The sequence below is a fragment of the Nocardioides sp. NPDC127503 genome (assembly GCF_040302165.1).
Lineage (GTDB): Bacteria > Actinomycetota > Actinomycetes > Propionibacteriales > Nocardioidaceae > Nocardioides.
In genome coordinates, this window is the sequence record NZ_JBEORH010000007.1 from 214237 (window position 1) to 228464 (window position 14228).

Annotated in this window: 12 protein-coding genes; 5 read left to right on the top strand and 7 right to left on the bottom strand. The window is 69.7% G+C overall.

Annotation, left to right across the window (positions count from 1 at the left end; all coding sequences use genetic code 11):
* Positions 1 to 59: 59 nt before the first annotated feature.
* Positions 60 to 1955, top strand: coding sequence for a helix-turn-helix domain-containing protein (locus ABTW65_RS17565; RefSeq protein ID WP_350662311.1), 1896 nt, complete (start codon positions 60 to 62; stop codon positions 1953 to 1955).
* 6 nt (positions 1956 to 1961) lie between these two features.
* On the opposite strand, the gene ABTW65_RS17570 is transcribed toward ABTW65_RS17565, so the two are convergent.
* From ABTW65_RS17570 to ABTW65_RS17590, 5 genes are read right to left on the bottom strand one after another with little or no spacing between them, the layout of a single operon-like run.
* Positions 1962 to 2960: a branched-chain amino acid ABC transporter permease gene (locus tag ABTW65_RS17570; RefSeq protein ID WP_350662314.1), complete on the bottom strand. Its 999-nt coding sequence runs from the start codon at positions 2958 to 2960 to the stop codon at positions 1962 to 1964.
* Positions 2957 to 3829, bottom strand: coding sequence for a branched-chain amino acid ABC transporter permease (locus ABTW65_RS17575; protein ID WP_350662315.1), 873 nt, complete (start codon positions 3827 to 3829; stop codon positions 2957 to 2959). The genes ABTW65_RS17570 and ABTW65_RS17575 overlap by 4 nt, the downstream gene beginning before the upstream one ends.
* A 23-nt stretch (positions 3830 to 3852) precedes the next feature.
* On the bottom strand, positions 3853 to 5100 hold the full coding sequence (locus ABTW65_RS17580) for an ABC transporter substrate-binding protein (RefSeq protein WP_350662317.1): 1248 nt from the start codon (positions 5098 to 5100) through the stop codon (positions 3853 to 3855).
* A gap of 46 nt (positions 5101 to 5146) precedes the next feature.
* Entirely contained in the window at positions 5147 to 5839 is a 693-nt protein-coding gene (locus ABTW65_RS17585) for an ABC transporter ATP-binding protein (RefSeq protein ID WP_350662319.1), read from the bottom strand.
* A complete protein-coding gene (locus ABTW65_RS17590; RefSeq protein ID WP_350662321.1) occupies positions 5832 to 6605 on the bottom strand; it encodes an ABC transporter ATP-binding protein in 774 nt (257 codons plus the stop codon). The genes ABTW65_RS17585 and ABTW65_RS17590 overlap by 8 nt, the downstream gene beginning before the upstream one ends.
* A 189-nt stretch (positions 6606 to 6794) precedes the next feature.
* Between ABTW65_RS17590 and ABTW65_RS17595 the strand changes: the two genes are divergently transcribed.
* Both ABTW65_RS17595 and ABTW65_RS17600 read left to right on the top strand, forming a co-directional pair.
* Positions 6795 to 8468, top strand: a complete 1674-nt coding sequence (locus tag ABTW65_RS17595; RefSeq protein WP_350662323.1) for a tannase/feruloyl esterase family alpha/beta hydrolase — start codon at positions 6795 to 6797, stop codon at positions 8466 to 8468.
* A gap of 53 nt (positions 8469 to 8521) precedes the next feature.
* Positions 8522 to 10021 carry an amino acid permease gene (locus tag ABTW65_RS17600; protein WP_350662325.1) on the top strand — a complete coding sequence of 500 codons (1500 nt, stop codon included), beginning with the start codon at positions 8522 to 8524 and terminating at the stop codon, positions 10019 to 10021.
* A gap of 72 nt (positions 10022 to 10093) precedes the next feature.
* Here ABTW65_RS17600 and ABTW65_RS17605 read toward each other — a convergent pair whose 3' ends face one another.
* Positions 10094 to 11056 carry an ArsR/SmtB family transcription factor gene (locus ABTW65_RS17605; RefSeq protein WP_350662327.1) on the bottom strand — a complete coding sequence of 321 codons (963 nt, stop codon included), beginning with the start codon at positions 11054 to 11056 and terminating at the stop codon, positions 10094 to 10096.
* Between the two features lie 56 nt (positions 11057 to 11112).
* On the opposite strand from ABTW65_RS17605, the gene ABTW65_RS17610 reads away from it, so the two are divergent.
* Positions 11113 to 12378, top strand: a complete 1266-nt coding sequence (locus ABTW65_RS17610) for an MFS transporter (RefSeq protein ID WP_350662329.1) — start codon at positions 11113 to 11115, stop codon at positions 12376 to 12378.
* Here the strand turns inward: ABTW65_RS17610 and trhA are convergent.
* The gene (gene trhA / locus ABTW65_RS17615; RefSeq protein WP_350662331.1) at positions 12339 to 13079 is read right to left on the bottom strand and encodes a PAQR family membrane homeostasis protein TrhA; all 741 of its coding nucleotides are present in this window, start codon (positions 13077 to 13079) and stop codon (positions 12339 to 12341) included. The genes ABTW65_RS17610 and trhA overlap by 40 nt on opposite strands.
* A gap of 88 nt (positions 13080 to 13167) precedes the next feature.
* On the opposite strand from trhA, the gene ABTW65_RS17620 reads away from it, so the two are divergent.
* Complete coding sequence (locus ABTW65_RS17620) at positions 13168 to 13944, top strand: isoprenyl transferase (protein WP_141803327.1); 777 nt, start codon at positions 13168 to 13170, stop codon at positions 13942 to 13944.
* Positions 13945 to 14228 lie beyond the last annotated feature (284 nt).

Sequence of the window (14228 nt, forward strand, 5' to 3'; positions counted from 1 at the left end):
GGGCAACTATGTGGCGATCCCCTATGTCGGTGCGCGCGTAGAAGTGTAACTTCGGTCACATGACGGTCGATGTGGTCGCGTTCCTGGAGCTGCTGGCCGGGGATGCCGCGGAGGCCGACTTCGAGGGACCGTCGCAGGCCGCGCGGGCGGCTGGGGCGAGCCCCGAGGAGCAGGAGCGGATCGACTACGCCAAGAGGCTCGCGCTGCAGGTCAGGGCGACCCTGGAGGCGCGTCGCCGGCGCGAGGGCGAGCTGGGGGCGCTGTTCGAGTCGGCCAACGACCTGGCGATGCTGACCAACCTGGAGGCGGTGCTGCAGGCGATCGTGACCCGGGCGAGGCAGCTGCTGAACAGTGACGTCGCCTACCTGACCCTCAACGACGAGCGTCGTGGCGAGTACATGCGGGTCACCGAGGGGATCCTGACCGCGGCCTTCCGCTCGACCCGGATCCCCTACGGCATCGGGCTCGGTGGCCTCGTCGCCCAGACCATGAAGCCCTACTCGACCGCCGACTACATCCCCGACGAGCGGTTCCGGCACGCCCCCGACATCGACGGCGCGGTCAGCGGCGAGGGCATCCGCGCGATCATCGGCGTACCTCTCCTGCTCGGCACCCAGGTCATCGGCGTCCTCTTCGCCGCCAACAGGACCGTACGTCCTTTCGGGGCCGAGGCGAGCGCGCTGCTCGTCTCCCTGGCGGCCCATGCCGCGATCGCGGTGGACAAGGCCCGGCTGCTGGAGGAGACCCGCGCCGCGGTCGCCGAGCTCGAGGTGACCACCCGCAAGCTGCAGACGCGCAACGAGACGGTCGAGCGGGCCGCCGACGCCCACGACCGGCTCACCCGGATCGTCGTCGAGGGCGGCGGAGTCGACGATGTCGTACGCAGCGTCGCCGAGGTCCTCGGCGCCCGGGTCGTGGTGCTGGACCTGAGCGGCGAGACCATCGCCACCAGCGCCCCCGACCAGCCCGTTTCCGACTACGAGGCGGCCGTGACCAGGCGCAGCCTCGACCTGAGCCGCACCGCCGGCAGCGGCGACATCTATGCCACCCCGGTCCTCGCCGGCGCCGAGCAGCTCGGCTCGATGCTCCTCGGCCCACGCGAGGCCGACCGCGAGGACGGTGATCTGGAGGACGGCGACCAGCGGATCCTGGAGCGCGCGGCGCTGGTGACCGCACTGCTGCTGCTCTTCCGCCGTAGCGTCGCCGAGGCCGAGGGACGCGTACGCGGAGAGCTCCTCGACGAGCTCCTCTCCGGTACCACTCCTGACCCGGAGACGCTGCGCGAGCGCGGCCGATTGCTGCAGGCCGACCTGTCCCGTTCCTATGCCGTGGTCGTCGCGAACGTCCCCGGCGACCGGGCCCGGGTCGGTCAGGCGGCGACGTTCGTCGCTGCCACCCACGACGGGTTCGCGGCGGTGCGGCAGGGTCAGGTCGTGCTGATCTTTCCCGACTGCGACGCCCGCGCCGCGGGCGAACTGGTGGTCGAGGGGCTGCGGCTGTCCGCCGGCGCCCCGGTGACGGTCGGCGCCGCCGGACCGGTGCCCGGACCGCTGAGCAGTCCCGACGCCGTGGTGCGGGGCTACGACGAGGCCCGCCGCTGCCTGGCCGCCGCGATGACCCTCGGGCGCGAGGGCCAGGTGGTCACCGCCGACGACCTCGGCTTCGTGGGGCTGCTGCTCGGCTCCGACGGCCACCCGGCGGCGTACGTCACCTCGCGGCTCGGGCCGGTGATCGACTACGACACCGCGAAGGGGTCGAAGCTGGTCGAGACCCTGCGGGCCTACTTCGCCGCCGACCGCAACCTCACCCGCACCGCCGGCGCGCTGCACGTGCACGTCAACACCGTCACCCAGCGGCTGGAGCGGGTCACCCGGCTGCTGGGCAAGGGCTGGCAGGAGCCGGAGCGCCAGCTCGAGGTGCAGCTGGCGCTCCGGCTCCATCAGCTCGTCGCCTAGAACGGCCTAGGAACGCCGCCTGGTCAGCCAGAGATGACGGGCGGTGCCCCAGATCCCACGCCGGAAGAGCAGCACCACGGTCACGAACACGCCGCCGGTGACGATCCCGATCCCGTCGAACCCGGACGAAGCGAGATAGTCGGCGAGCATCACGATCAGGCCGGCGCCGATGACGCCGCCCCACAGCGTCCCGATCCCGCCGAGCACGGTCATCAGGACGACCTCGCCGGAGGTCGCCCAGTGCAGCTCGGGCAGGGCGACGAAGCCGTGCGAGACGGCGAAGACGCCGCCGGCCAGCCCGGAGAGCCCGGCCGAGAGCACGAAGACGATCAACTTGTAGCGCTCGACGTCGTAGCCCAGCGCCCGAGCCCGCGGCGCGTTGTCGCGGATCGCGACCAGCACCCGCCCGAAGGGGGAGTGGACGATCCGCCAGGCCGCCCACATCCCGAGCAGGATGATCGGCAGCGCCGCGTAGTAGAAGAAGAACGAGTCGGTCTCGACGGCCTCGATCCCGAAGAACGACCGCGGCACGCCTTGGAGCCCGTTCTCCCCACCGGTGAGCGAGGAGGCCTGGTTGGCGATGAAGAAGAGCATCTGCGCGAAGGCGAGGGTGACCATCGCGAAGTAGATCCCCGACCGCTTCACCGACAGGTAGCCGATCGGCACCGCCAAGAGCATCGCGAAGAGGGCGCCGCCGAGGACCGCCACCGGGAACGGCACGCCGAGGTGGATGGCGATCAGTCCCGTGGCATAGGCGGATCCGCCCCAGAACGCGGCGTGCCCGAACGAGAGCAGCCCGCAGTAGCCCAGCAGCAGGTCGAGGGCCACCGCGAAGAGCGCCCACGCGGCGATGTCCATCGCCACCGGCGGATAGACGAACCACGGCAGCGCCAGCGCTACCACCAGCCCCACCGCCAGCAGGACCAGTCGCTGCCACGGGCGTGCGCCCGCGATCGCCGCATGCTGCTCGGTGACGCTCGCACCGGCTGTCGCGATCGAGGTCATGCCGTCGCCTCCTCTCGGCCGAAGAGCCCGGCAGGCCGGGCCAGGACGACCACGGCCATCAGCACGAAGATGAGCACCTGCGCGAACGTCGGTGCGTACGCCTGCCCGAAGGCCTCCACGAGCCCGACCAGGAACCCGCCGACGACGGCGCCCACGATCGAGCCGAGCCCGCCGATCACCACGACCGCGAACAGGATGATGATGAAGTCGCTGCCCATCTCGGCGGTGATCGCCCGGAACGGTGCCGCCAGCACCCCGGCGAGACCGGCGAGCGCGACCCCGAAGCCGAACACCGGCGTCACCCAGCGTCCGACGTTGATCCCGAGCGCGCCGGCGAGCTCGGGCCGCTCGGTCGCGGCCCGGACGATCATGCCCACCCGCGTACGCGTCATCAGCAGCCAGACGCCGAGGCAGACGAGCAGCGCGACACCGATCACGAAGAGCTGGTAGACCGGCAGCCCGACGCCACCCACCTGCACCCGGCCGGACAGCACCTCGGGGCGTTCGTAGGGCAGGCCGCTCACGCCGTAGCGGCGCTTGACGAGGTCGACCAGCAGCAGGGTCAGCCCGAAGGTGAGCAGCAGGTTGTAGAGCGGGTCGAGCGGCAGCAGCCACTGCACGAGCAGCCGCTCGACCAGCATCCCGAAGACCAGCATCAGCAGCGGCACCACGATCAGCGCCAGCCACAGGCTCATCCCGACGGTGTCCAGGAGCACCGCGGCGGCGACCGCCCCCAGCATGTAGAAGGCGCCGTGGGCGAAGTTGACCACGCCCAGCACCCCGAAGATGACCGCCAGGCCGAGCGCGGCCAGCGCGTAGAAGCTGCCGGCCGCGAGCCCTTGGACGGTGTACTGCAGAACCGCGTTCATACCTATCCCTCTAGACCTCGGGCCTACATCGAGCAGCCGGACTCGGCTGCCGGGCGGAACGCCTCCTCGGCCGGGATGGTCTTGATGATCTCCTCGTAGTCCCAGTCCTCCTTGACGTCGTCCGGCCCCTTGACCCGAGCCAGGTAGACGTCGTGGATGACCCGGTGGTCCTCGGCGCGGATCTCGCCGTTGCGCAGGAACATGTCCTCGACCTTCTTGCCCTCGAGCTCCTCGACGACCTTGTCGGCGTCGTCGGTGCCGGCCGCCTGGACCGCCTCGAGATACTGCAGCGCTGCCGAGTAGTTGCCCGCGTGGGCGTACGTCGGCCGGTCGCCGGTCTCCTCCATGAAGCGGTCGGCCCACTCGCGGGACTCGTCGTCGAGGTTCCAGTACCAGGCGTCGGTGAAGATCGTGCCCTCGAACGCCTCCACGCCGAGCGAGTGGATGTCGGAGATGAACATCAGCCCGACAGCCAGGTCGATGCCCTGGTCCTTGAGCCCGGACTCGTTGTACTGCTTGACCAGGTTGATCAGGTCGCCACCGGCGTGCATGGTGCCGATGACCTGCGGTTTCGCGGCTCCCGCCTTGGTGATGTACGTCGCGAAGTTGTCGTTCGGGAACGGCGTCGCGATCGTGCCCGCGACCTCACCTCCGCCGGCCTCGATGGCGCCGGTGAACGACTTCACCATGTCCTGGCCGAAGGCGTAGTCGGGGTAGATCAGCTGCCAGTTCTTGTCGCCCTCCTCGGTCACGACGGTGCCGGTGCCGTTGGCCAACATCCAGGTGTCGTAGGCGTAGTGGAAGGTGTACTTGTTGCACTGCGCGCCGGTGAGCTCGGTGGTCCCGGCGCCGATGTTCATGTAGAGCTTCTTCTTGTTCTTCGCCTGGGTCGCGACGGCCAGCGCCGCCGACGAGGTCGGCACGTCCAGGATCACGTCGGCGCCCTCGCGGTCGTAGAGCTCCTGGGCCTTGGTGTTGGCGATGTCCGGCTCGTTCTGGTGGTCGGCCGAGGTCACCTCGATGTCCTCGACGACGGCTTCCTCGCCGTACTTCTCCTGGTAGTCGTCGATCGCCATCTGGATCGCGATCTTCGAGTTGGGGCCGGAGACGTCCTTGTAGACACCGGAGGCGTCGTTGAGCAGGGCGAGGACCACCTTGTCGTCGGTGAAGTCGCCTCCGCTCGCGCTCGGCCCGCCGGCTCCGCAGCCTGCGGTGACCAGGACACCGGACATCAGCACGGACGCGCTGGCAACAAAGCGTTGCTTGTTCATCGTGTCTCTCCTCGTGGGGTTGGGGGACTGCGATATCTGCTTGGGGTCAGATCCCGAGGTGTTCGAGGAGCTCGTCCTGACGTTCGACGAACTCGGCGTTGTCGAGGCTCTCGACCAGGCGGCCCTGGGCGAGCAGGTAGTGGCGGTCGGCGACGGTGGCGGCGAAACGTACGTTCTGCTCGATCAGGAGTACGCCGATCCCGGACTGCTTCGCGGTCCGCACGATGTCGCCGATCTGGGCGACGATGACCGGGGCGAGCCCTTCGGAGGGCTCGTCGAGCAGGAGCAGGCGGGCGCCGGTGCGGAGCACCCGGGCGACGGCGAGCATCTGCTGCTCACCGCCCGAGAGCGTCGTCCCGCCCGCTCGCCGGCGGCTGCCGAGAGCCGGGAAGGCGTCGTAGACCTGCTCCAACGTCCAGGCGGACTCGGAGACCTTCGGAGGCAGCAGGAGGTTCTCCTCGACGCTCAGGTTGGCGAAGATGCCGCGGTCGTCCTGCACCCAGCCGAGCCCGGCGCGGGCCCGCTTGTGCGCGGGCAGCGAGGTGATCTCGCGGCCGTCGAGCCGGATCGATCCGGTCAGGTGCTTGTGGAGGCCCATCAGGCAGCGTACGAGCGTGGTCTTGCCGGCGCCGTTGCGGCCCACGAGGGTGACGACCTCGCCCTCTGCGACGCTCAGGGTGGCCTCGCGCAGGGCCTGGGCCTCGCCGTACCACGCGCTCAGGTTCTCGATCTCAAGCACTGTGGGCCTCTCCGAGGTAGGCGGTGATGACGCGGGGGTCGGCGCGCACCTCGTCGTAAGGCCCCTCAGCGAGAACCGAGCCCTGCTGCAGAACCGTGACCCGGTCGGCGAGGTGGGCGACGACGTGCATGTTGTGGTCGACGAAGACGACCGTGCGGCCCTCGGCGATGCGCCGGACGAGCTCGATGGTGCGGTCGACATCCTCGATGCCCATCCCCGCCGTCGGCTCGTCGAGCAGCAGCAGCCGGGGCTCGACGGCGAGGACGAGAGCGAGCTCGAGCGCCCGCTTCTGTCCGTACGCCATCAGCCCGGTGGGCTTGTCGGCCAGCTCGGTCAGGCCGACCTCGGCCAGCAGCCGGTCGACCTCCTCGCCGCGCCGGCTCAGCAGCTTCTCCGAGCGCCAGAACTTCAGTCCCTGGTTGGTCAGCCCCTGGAGCGCGATCTCGACGTGCTCGCGCGGGGTGAGGTTCTCGAAGAGGCTGGTGATCTGGAAGGAGCGGGCCACCCCATGGCGGGTGATCCGCTCCGGTGCCATCCCGGTGACGTCGTCACCGAAGACCGTGATCCGCCCACTGGTGGGCTTGAGGAACCCGGTCAGCAGGTTGAACAGGGTCGTCTTGCCGGCGCCGTTGGGGCCGACGAGCGCGTGTACGGTGCCCTCGGCGACCTCCAGGTCGACGGAGCTGACCGCGCGGAAGCCGCGGAAGTCCTTGGTGAGACCCTCGGTCCGTAGTGCGCACCTCGGGGTCGGTGTGGTGCTCGTCACAGGGGCGACGCTAGGGAAGTGGTGAGACGTACGCCATAGGGGTTCGGGACACACTGAGCCCGCTCACTGTGTGGCTCATCCCCATGCTGGCCCGCCAGCGCCCGGCTCGCGACCGCCCACATTTCCAGCGCCGGAGTTGTGTGCGGCGACCACATGGCGCGCGTCACACCGTCTCGCGATCCTTGGGGAATGCCCCCCACCCGTCTCGTACGCAGATTCCTGACCGCCGGCTCGTCGCTCGCCCTCGCCGCCGCGGCCCTGGTCGTCGGCCAGGTGCCCGCGAGCGCCGCGCCGTCGACGGGCACCGCCGACTGCTCGTCGCTGGTCGGGCTGAGGATCCCCGCCCACCGCATCGGCCTGCCGACCACCGGTGCCGAGGTCACCGCGACGACGTCGATGCCGGCCTCCGGGACCGGTCCGACCGCTCTCCCGGCCTACTGCCGCGCCGACATCGCGATCCACCCGGTCGACCCCGCCGCCCCGGACATCCGGATGGGCCTGGCACTGCCGCAGGGGTGGAACGGGCGGACGATGATGTTCGGCGGTGGTGGCTACAACGGCACCGTCCCCAACCTCGCCCAGAACGTGCCCTTCGGGCCGGTCGACCAGCGCACCCCGCTCGGCCGCGGCTACGCCACCTACGCCAGCGACTCCGGCCACCAGGCCGACACCACGCGCCACCCGATCGCCAGCCTGGACGGATGGTTCGGTCAGAACGACGAGGCGGTGCGCAACTTCTCCGGTGACGCGCTCAAGAAGGTGCACGACACCGCCACGTACGTGATCACGAAGGCCCTCGGGCGCGCGCCCGGCACGGCCTACTTCGCCGGCGGCTCGACCGGTGGCCGGGAGGCGCTGGCGGTCGCGCAGCGCTGGCCGCGCGACTTCGACGGGGTCATCTCCGCCTACCCCGCCTGGAACGCCGCCACCCTCGACCTCTTCTTCGGCCGGATCACCCACGAGTTCGGCAAGCCCGGCGCGTTCCCGTCGAAGGCCCAGCAGGACCTCGTCGCGCAGCGGGTCCTCGCCGCCTGCGACGGCGGCGATGGGATCGAGGACGGAGTGATCTCCGACGAGGCCGGCTGCGACTTCGACCCGGAGACGCTGCTGTGCGGCGACGGCGAGACGCCCGGCGCCACCTGCCTCTCCCGCGAGCAGGTGGATGCGATCGTCGCAGCCGACAGCAGCTGGCGGCTTCCCTACCGGGTCGCGAGCGGGGAGTGGGGTTACCCGGGGTTCCCGGTGCTGTCCGGGGCACGGATGTCGACGCCGGTCCTCGGCTTCGGCACCACCGCGCCGGCCGACCCGATGCCGGTGACCGCCGGCTACGGCATGCAGTTCTGGAACCAGTGGGTCAAGTACTTCGTCGCTCGCGACCCGCAGATCAGCCCCTTCGCGATCGACCCGGCCGACCCGGGGGAGTGGCAGCGCCGGATCAGCGAGCTGACCGCGCTCCAGGACGTCAACGACGCTGACCTGCGCCCATTCGCCCGCTCCGGTGGCAGGCTGATCATGGTCCACGGTGCCGCCGACGAGCTGGTCAGCCACCGCTCCACGATCGACTACTACCAGCGCGTCCAGCGGGTGATGGGCAAGCGGGCGACCGACGGTTCCTCCCGGTTCTACCTGGTGCCCGGAGCCAACCACGCCAACTTCGCCCCGGTCGCCTACTCCGCCTCGTACGACTCGCTCACGGCCCTGGAGAAGTGGGCCGAGCGCGGTGTCGCGCCGGGCGCGAACCAGGTGGTCGCCGACGGAAATGCAGGGGCCGCCCGCACGCGGCCGCTGTGCGAATGGCCGGCCTGGCCGGCGTACGTCGGTGGTCCCGCCTCGGTGGCGAGCAGCTTCAGGTGTGACCGATAGGGGTTGCCCCCCGACCTATCGAGTCCACCGATCGAGATGGTTTGCTATCCCTCATGTCTGTTTGGCGAACAAAGTCCATCGAGCAGTCCCTCGCCGATGCCGACCACCCGGATTTCAAGCTCAAACGGCGGCTCACCTCCGTCGACCTGACCGTCTTCGGGATCGGCGTCATCATCGGAGCGGGAATCTTCACGCTGACCGGTAGAGCCGCGGCCGAGTACGCGGGACCGGGTGTCGTCTTCTCGTTCATCATCGCCGCGATCTGCTGTGGCCTGGCGGCGCTGTGCTACGCCGAGTTCGCCTCGACCGTGCCGGTGTCGGGGTCGGCGTACACCTTCTCCTACGCCACCCTCGGCGAGATGCTCGCCTGGATCATCGGCTGGGACCTGATCCTGGAGATGGTGCTCGGTGCGTCCGTGGTCGCGCAGGGCTGGAGCAGCTACCTGGTGACGTTCCTCGAGGAGATCGGCCTCGGCTGGCCCAAGGAGTTCGGGCCGGACGCCAACGCCGACTTCGGTCAGCCCAACCTGGCCGCGCTGCTGCTCGTGATCGTCCTGGTCGGCCTCATCACGATCGGCATCAAGGAGTCGCTGCGGGTCAACCTCGCACTCGTCGCGGTCAAGCTCTTCATCGTCCTGTTCGTCATCGTCGCCGGCATGTTCTACATCTCCGGCTCCAACTACGACCCGTTCATCCCCGAGCGCGCCGGATCCATCAGCGGTGAGGGCATCCACCAGCCGCTGATCCAGTGGGCCTTCGGCCTCGAGCCGCAGACCTTCGGCGTCCTCGGCATCATCTCGGCCGCATCCGTTGTCTTCTTCGCCTACATCGGCTTCGACGTGGTCGCCACGACCGCGGAGGAGGCCAACAACCCCCAGCGCGACCTGCCCCGCGGCATCATCGGCTCGCTGGTGATCTGCACGATCCTCTACGTCGCCGTCGCCCTGGTCATCACCGGCATGGTGAAGTACGACCAGATCGATTCCGAGGCCGCGCTCGCCACCGCGTTCCGCGACGTCGGCCGCGGCGGTTTCGCGACCCTGATCTCGGCAGGCGCCGTCGCCGGTCTGACCACCGTCGTGATGACGCTGATGATCGGCGCCATCCGGGTCGTCTTCGCGATGAGCCGCGACGGTCTGTTCCCGGTGAAGTTCGCCCACGTCAACCCGAAGACCGGCACTCCGGTCCGGATCACCCTCACCATCGGCGTCTTCGTCGCGATCGTGGCCACGTTCACCCCGGTCGGCCAGCTCGAGGAGATGGTCAACATCGGCACCCTGACCGCGTTCGCGCTGGTCTCCATCGCCGTGCCGATCCTGCGCAAGCGTCGCCCCGACCTGCCGCGCTCCTTCAAGGTGCCGTTCAGCCCGGTGCTGCCGATCGTGGCCGCGTTGATCTGCATCTACCTGACGCTCAACCTGAGTGTCGAGACCTGGCTGCGGTTCCTGGTGTGGATGGCGATCGGCTTCGCCATCTACTTCCTCTACGGCTACCGCAACTCGCGGGTCGGCAAGGGCGGCGACGACAAGGTCGTCGAGCCGCTGCACATGTGAGGCTCTCGTAGACGAGAAGGGGCGCGTGGCCGGGATGGCCGCGCGCCCCTTCCTTGTCTTGGGCCCAGACGGTCACCTCGCGGCGTCGATGAAGCGATCGCCCAGGTCGGAGCGGAGGTAGAGGACCGATCGGCCGTGGCGGGCCGAGGTCAGCAGCCCGGCGGCGCGCATCGCCCGCAGGTGCTGGTTGACGGCCGTGGGGGTCACCCCGAGACGTACGGCCAGCTCGGTCGAGGACGCCGGAGCCGCCAGCAGGGTGAGGAGGCCGGAGCGGGTCTCGCCGATGAGGTCGCGCAGCGCCCGCGGCGCCTGCGGCCGGTCGCTGGTCCAGAGGGTGCCGAGGCCGCGCGCCGGGTAGAACATGACCGGCGGCTCCTCGGGCGAGATCGGCGTCGACGGGTTGCGGCTGAACAGAGTGGGCACCAGGGTGAGCCCGTCACCGGCGGTCGTACGCCGGTAGTCGACCTTCGACGTGGTGAGCCGGATCGTGAGGAGGTCGTCGGCGAGGGTGACTCGCGGCGAGATGCCGGCGAACATCGACGCCATGCCGGAGTGGACGATCGTCCGTCCGCGATGGACGATGTCGGCCTCCAGCACCGCTCGCATCCGCTGCCAGTGCGGTTCGAAGCAGGCGTCCCAGTAGTCGCGCAGCGCGGTGAGGACGCGGCGCAGTACCACCTGCGGGCGTCCGCTCAGGATCTCCGGTGGTCCGCCGTCGAAGTGGACCGCGTCGAGGTCGGCACGTACGCGCTGCGGCGAGGTCGCCGCGATCACCTCGAGCTCGTCCTCGAGCCGAGCGAGCGGGTTGCGCGGGCGCGGGTTGAGGAAGTCGGGTGTCCAGAGTCGCTCGTTGGTCAGCGCCAGCAGGGTCTCGCGGTCCAGGTCCGCGGTGGCGACCGTGCGGAGCCAGGGGAGATGGAGCGGGAACCGGCCGGGGTCGCGCAGCGCCCGCAGCGAGAGCGTGAGCTCGTTGAGCGGCGAGATGGCGAACCGGACCTCGCTCAGGTCGGGACCGGCCAGCTCGTACCTGATCATGAAGCAATACGCTACATCGTTAGCGCGCGCAGGCGCGGGGTGCGACAACTGGGCCCATGATCCGCCTTCCCAGCGACCCGGTCGAGCGCCCGCTCGTCGGCGCGGTCGCCGCCCTCTCGCTCGCCCGCGGCATGTTCTTCGCCGTCAGCGCGCTCTACTTCACCCGCACGGTCGGCCTCTCGGCGGTGACCGTCGGCATCGGCCTGACCGTCGCCGGAGCGGTCGGCGTCGTGGCGACGTACGCAGGCGGGCGGCTCAGCGACAGGTGGGGCGCCGACCGGGTGCAGCTGTGGGCGATGGCGAGCTACGGCATCGCCCTGCTCGCCTACGCCCTGGCCCGCGACGTGGTCGCCTTCGTGCTGGTCGCGACGTGGGTCTCGGCCTCGCGAGGCTTCCAGTCGAGCGCCCAGTCGACGCTGGTCGCGCGCTGGTTCACCGGCCCCGAGCGGGTCGCAGTACGTGCCCGGCTGCGCGTGGTCATGAACGTGATGATCGGCGCGGGCACCCTGCTCGCCGCACTGGCACTGGTGGTCGACACCGGGGCTGCCTATCGCACCACGATGGTGGTCGTCGGGGTGCTCACCACGCTCGCGGCGGTGCCGCTCATCGGGCTCAGACGCCGGGTCGCCGGCCTGTCCGAGTGCATGGACGCCGGCTCCGGACCAACGGTGACCCCAGGGCCTTCACCGCTGCGCGACCGCACCTATGTGACCGCGACCGTGCTCAGCGGCGTGATGGCGATCCACTTCGGGGTCACCTCGATCGGCGTGCCGCTGTGGGTGGCCGACCACACCGATGCGCCGACGGTCCTGGTCTCGCTGCTCCTGGTGGTGAACACCGTCTACGTCGCGCTCTTCCAGGTCCGGGCCTCGCGCGGCACCCACGACATCGCCACGGCGGGCCGGGCCGTACGAGGTGCCGGGTTCCTGCTGCTCGCCGCCTGCCTCCTCTTCGCGGGGGCGGCCTATGCGGGCCCGGTGTTCGCCACGTGCCTGTTGCTGATCGCCGCGCTGGCGGCCTCGGCCGCCGAGACGCGTGGCGAGGCGGGCAGCTGGGGGCTGGCCTTCGAGCTCGCCGACCAGCAGCGGGCCGGCGCCTACCAGGGTGTGAGCCAGATGGGCTACGCACTGGCCCACATGCTCGCGCCGCTGGTGGTGACGGCGACCGCGATCGACCACGGCACCGGCGGCTGGATGGTGCTGGGCGGGCTCTTCGCCGTCACTGGCATCCTCACCGCGGTGCTCGCCCGGCACGCCGCCGCGGCGCGCGCCCAGGATCAGGCTCAGCGCAGCGAGTACGTCGCCAGCGAGACGCCGGTGTAGTGCACGATGAACGCGAGGATGGTGAAGGTGTGGAAGACCTCGTGGAAGCCGAACCACTGCGGCCACGGGTTGGGCCGCTTGAAGCCGTAGATGACACCGCCGGCGGTGTAGAGCGCGCCGCCGACACAGATCATCGTGAAGGTGGCGATCCCGATCCCGACGCCCAGGGCGACGGCGCCGGAGAAGAAGGACGGGATGAAGAAGATCGCCGCCCAGCCGAGCGCGATGTAGTTCGGGACGTACAGCCAGCGCGGCGCCTCGGGCCAGAAGACCCGGAAGAAGACGCCCAGGATGGCCCCGGTCCAGACCACCGAGAGCAGCACGACCTGGGTGACGCCGTCGAGGAGCAGCAGCGAGAACGGGGTGTAGGAGCCCGCGATCATCAGCATGATGTTGGCGTGGTCCCAGCGCTTCAGGATGGTGTGGGAGCGCGGGCTCAGCTTCCCCATCGCGTTGCTGCGGTGATAGATCGCGGAGACGGTGAAGAGCAGCAGCGCGGCCATCGTGAACACCGCCGCGCCGATCCGTGGCGCGCCCGCGGGGGCGAGCACGATCAGCACGATCCCGGCCGCCAGGGTGAGCGGGGCGCTGGCCAGGTGGATCCAGCCGCGCAGCTTCGGGAGGGCCTCGTGAACGGTCGAGGAGACCGAGTCGGTGATCGTGCCGACCTTGAGGCGCATCGCGTCCGTCATCTCACTCATAAGGGCCAAGGCTATCGGTCCACCCTGAAGATCAGGTGAACCCCGTCCCGCTGGGAGATGTGGGCGCGGCGCCGATACCCTTCTGCACGTGGCAGACTGGAAGGAAGGCGTACGTCGGGTTCTGTACCCAGCCTACGAGGCGCGGATGCTCCGCAAGCTCGACACGTCCAAGCTGCCCAAGCACGTCGGGGTGATGCTCGACGGCAACCGTCGCTGGGCCAAGGAGGTCGGCCAGTCGACCGCCCACGGCCACCGCGCCGGCGCGGCCAACATCGAGCCGCTGCTCACCTGGTGCGACGAGATCGGCATCGAGGTGGTCACTCTGTGGCTGCTCTCCACCGACAACCTCAACCGCCCTGCCGACGAGCTGGCGCCGCTCCTCGAGATCATCGCCGACGCGGTCGACTCGCTGGCAGACGTACGCCGCTGGCGCCTGCACCCGGTCGGCGCGCTCGACCTCCTGCCCGACTGGCTGTCCCAGCGCCTCAAGGCCGCCGAGGAGGCGACCCGGGACGTCGACGGGATGCTGGTCAACGTCGCCGTCGGCTACGGCGGCCGTCGCGAGATCGCGGATGCCGTACGCGCCCTGCTCAACGAGCACGCCACCCGCGGCACCTCGCTGGAGGAGCTCGCCCAGATCATCGACGTCGAGCACATCGCCGACCACCTCTACACCAAGGGCCAGCCCGACCCCGACCTGGTGATCCGTACGTCGGGGGAGCAGCGCCTGGGCGGGTTCCTGCTGTGGCAGAGCGCGAAGTCGGAGTTCTACTTCTGCGAGGCCTACTGGCCCGACTTCCGGCGCACCGACTTCCTGCGTGCGCTACGGGCCTACGCCCACCGCGAGCGTCGCCTCGGAAGGTGACCGCCGTCCTGACCACTGGACGGAACATTTCGGTGGTGTCACCAGGTGTTCACAAAGAAAAATCGTTCGTGTTGCCACAGACCGTTGGTCCGGCGTCGTAGCGTTGTACCAACGACGGGGAACAAATTCCCGTCGCACCTGGAGGCCCGTTACGTGAGTAGTCACGAACCGAACCTGCGTCAGGATCTCATCGATCCCGACGGGTGTGAGGCGGTCGGCACCCCGACTGACGGTCCACCGTCCGGTCCATCTGATTAGTGATGAAATGACCGGACTCATGGGTG

Bases quoted from the DNA above. Each gene is read 5' to 3' on its own strand.
- ABTW65_RS17610 (WP_350662329.1), top strand. From the start codon at position 11,113: ATGATCCGCCTTCCCAGCGACCCGGTCGAGCGCCCGCTCGTCGGCGCG.
- ABTW65_RS17575 (WP_350662315.1), bottom strand. From the start codon at position 3,829: ATGAACGCGGTTCTGCAGTACACCGTCCAAGGGCTCGCGGCCGGCAGC.
- ABTW65_RS17565 (WP_350662311.1), top strand. From the start codon at position 60: ATGACGGTCGATGTGGTCGCGTTCCTGGAGCTGCTGGCCGGGGATGCC.
- ABTW65_RS17605 (WP_350662327.1), bottom strand. From the start codon at position 11,056: ATGATCAGGTACGAGCTGGCCGGTCCCGACCTGAGCGAGGTCCGGTTC.
- trhA (WP_350662331.1), bottom strand. From the start codon at position 13,079: ATGAGTGAGATGACGGACGCGATGCGCCTCAAGGTCGGCACGATCACC.
- ABTW65_RS17600 (WP_350662325.1), top strand. From the start codon at position 8,522: ATGTCTGTTTGGCGAACAAAGTCCATCGAGCAGTCCCTCGCCGATGCC.
- ABTW65_RS17595 (WP_350662323.1), top strand. From the start codon at position 6,795: ATGCCCCCCACCCGTCTCGTACGCAGATTCCTGACCGCCGGCTCGTCG.
- ABTW65_RS17570 (WP_350662314.1), bottom strand. From the start codon at position 2,960: ATGACCTCGATCGCGACAGCCGGTGCGAGCGTCACCGAGCAGCATGCG.
- ABTW65_RS17580 (WP_350662317.1), bottom strand. From the start codon at position 5,100: ATGAACAAGCAACGCTTTGTTGCCAGCGCGTCCGTGCTGATGTCCGGT.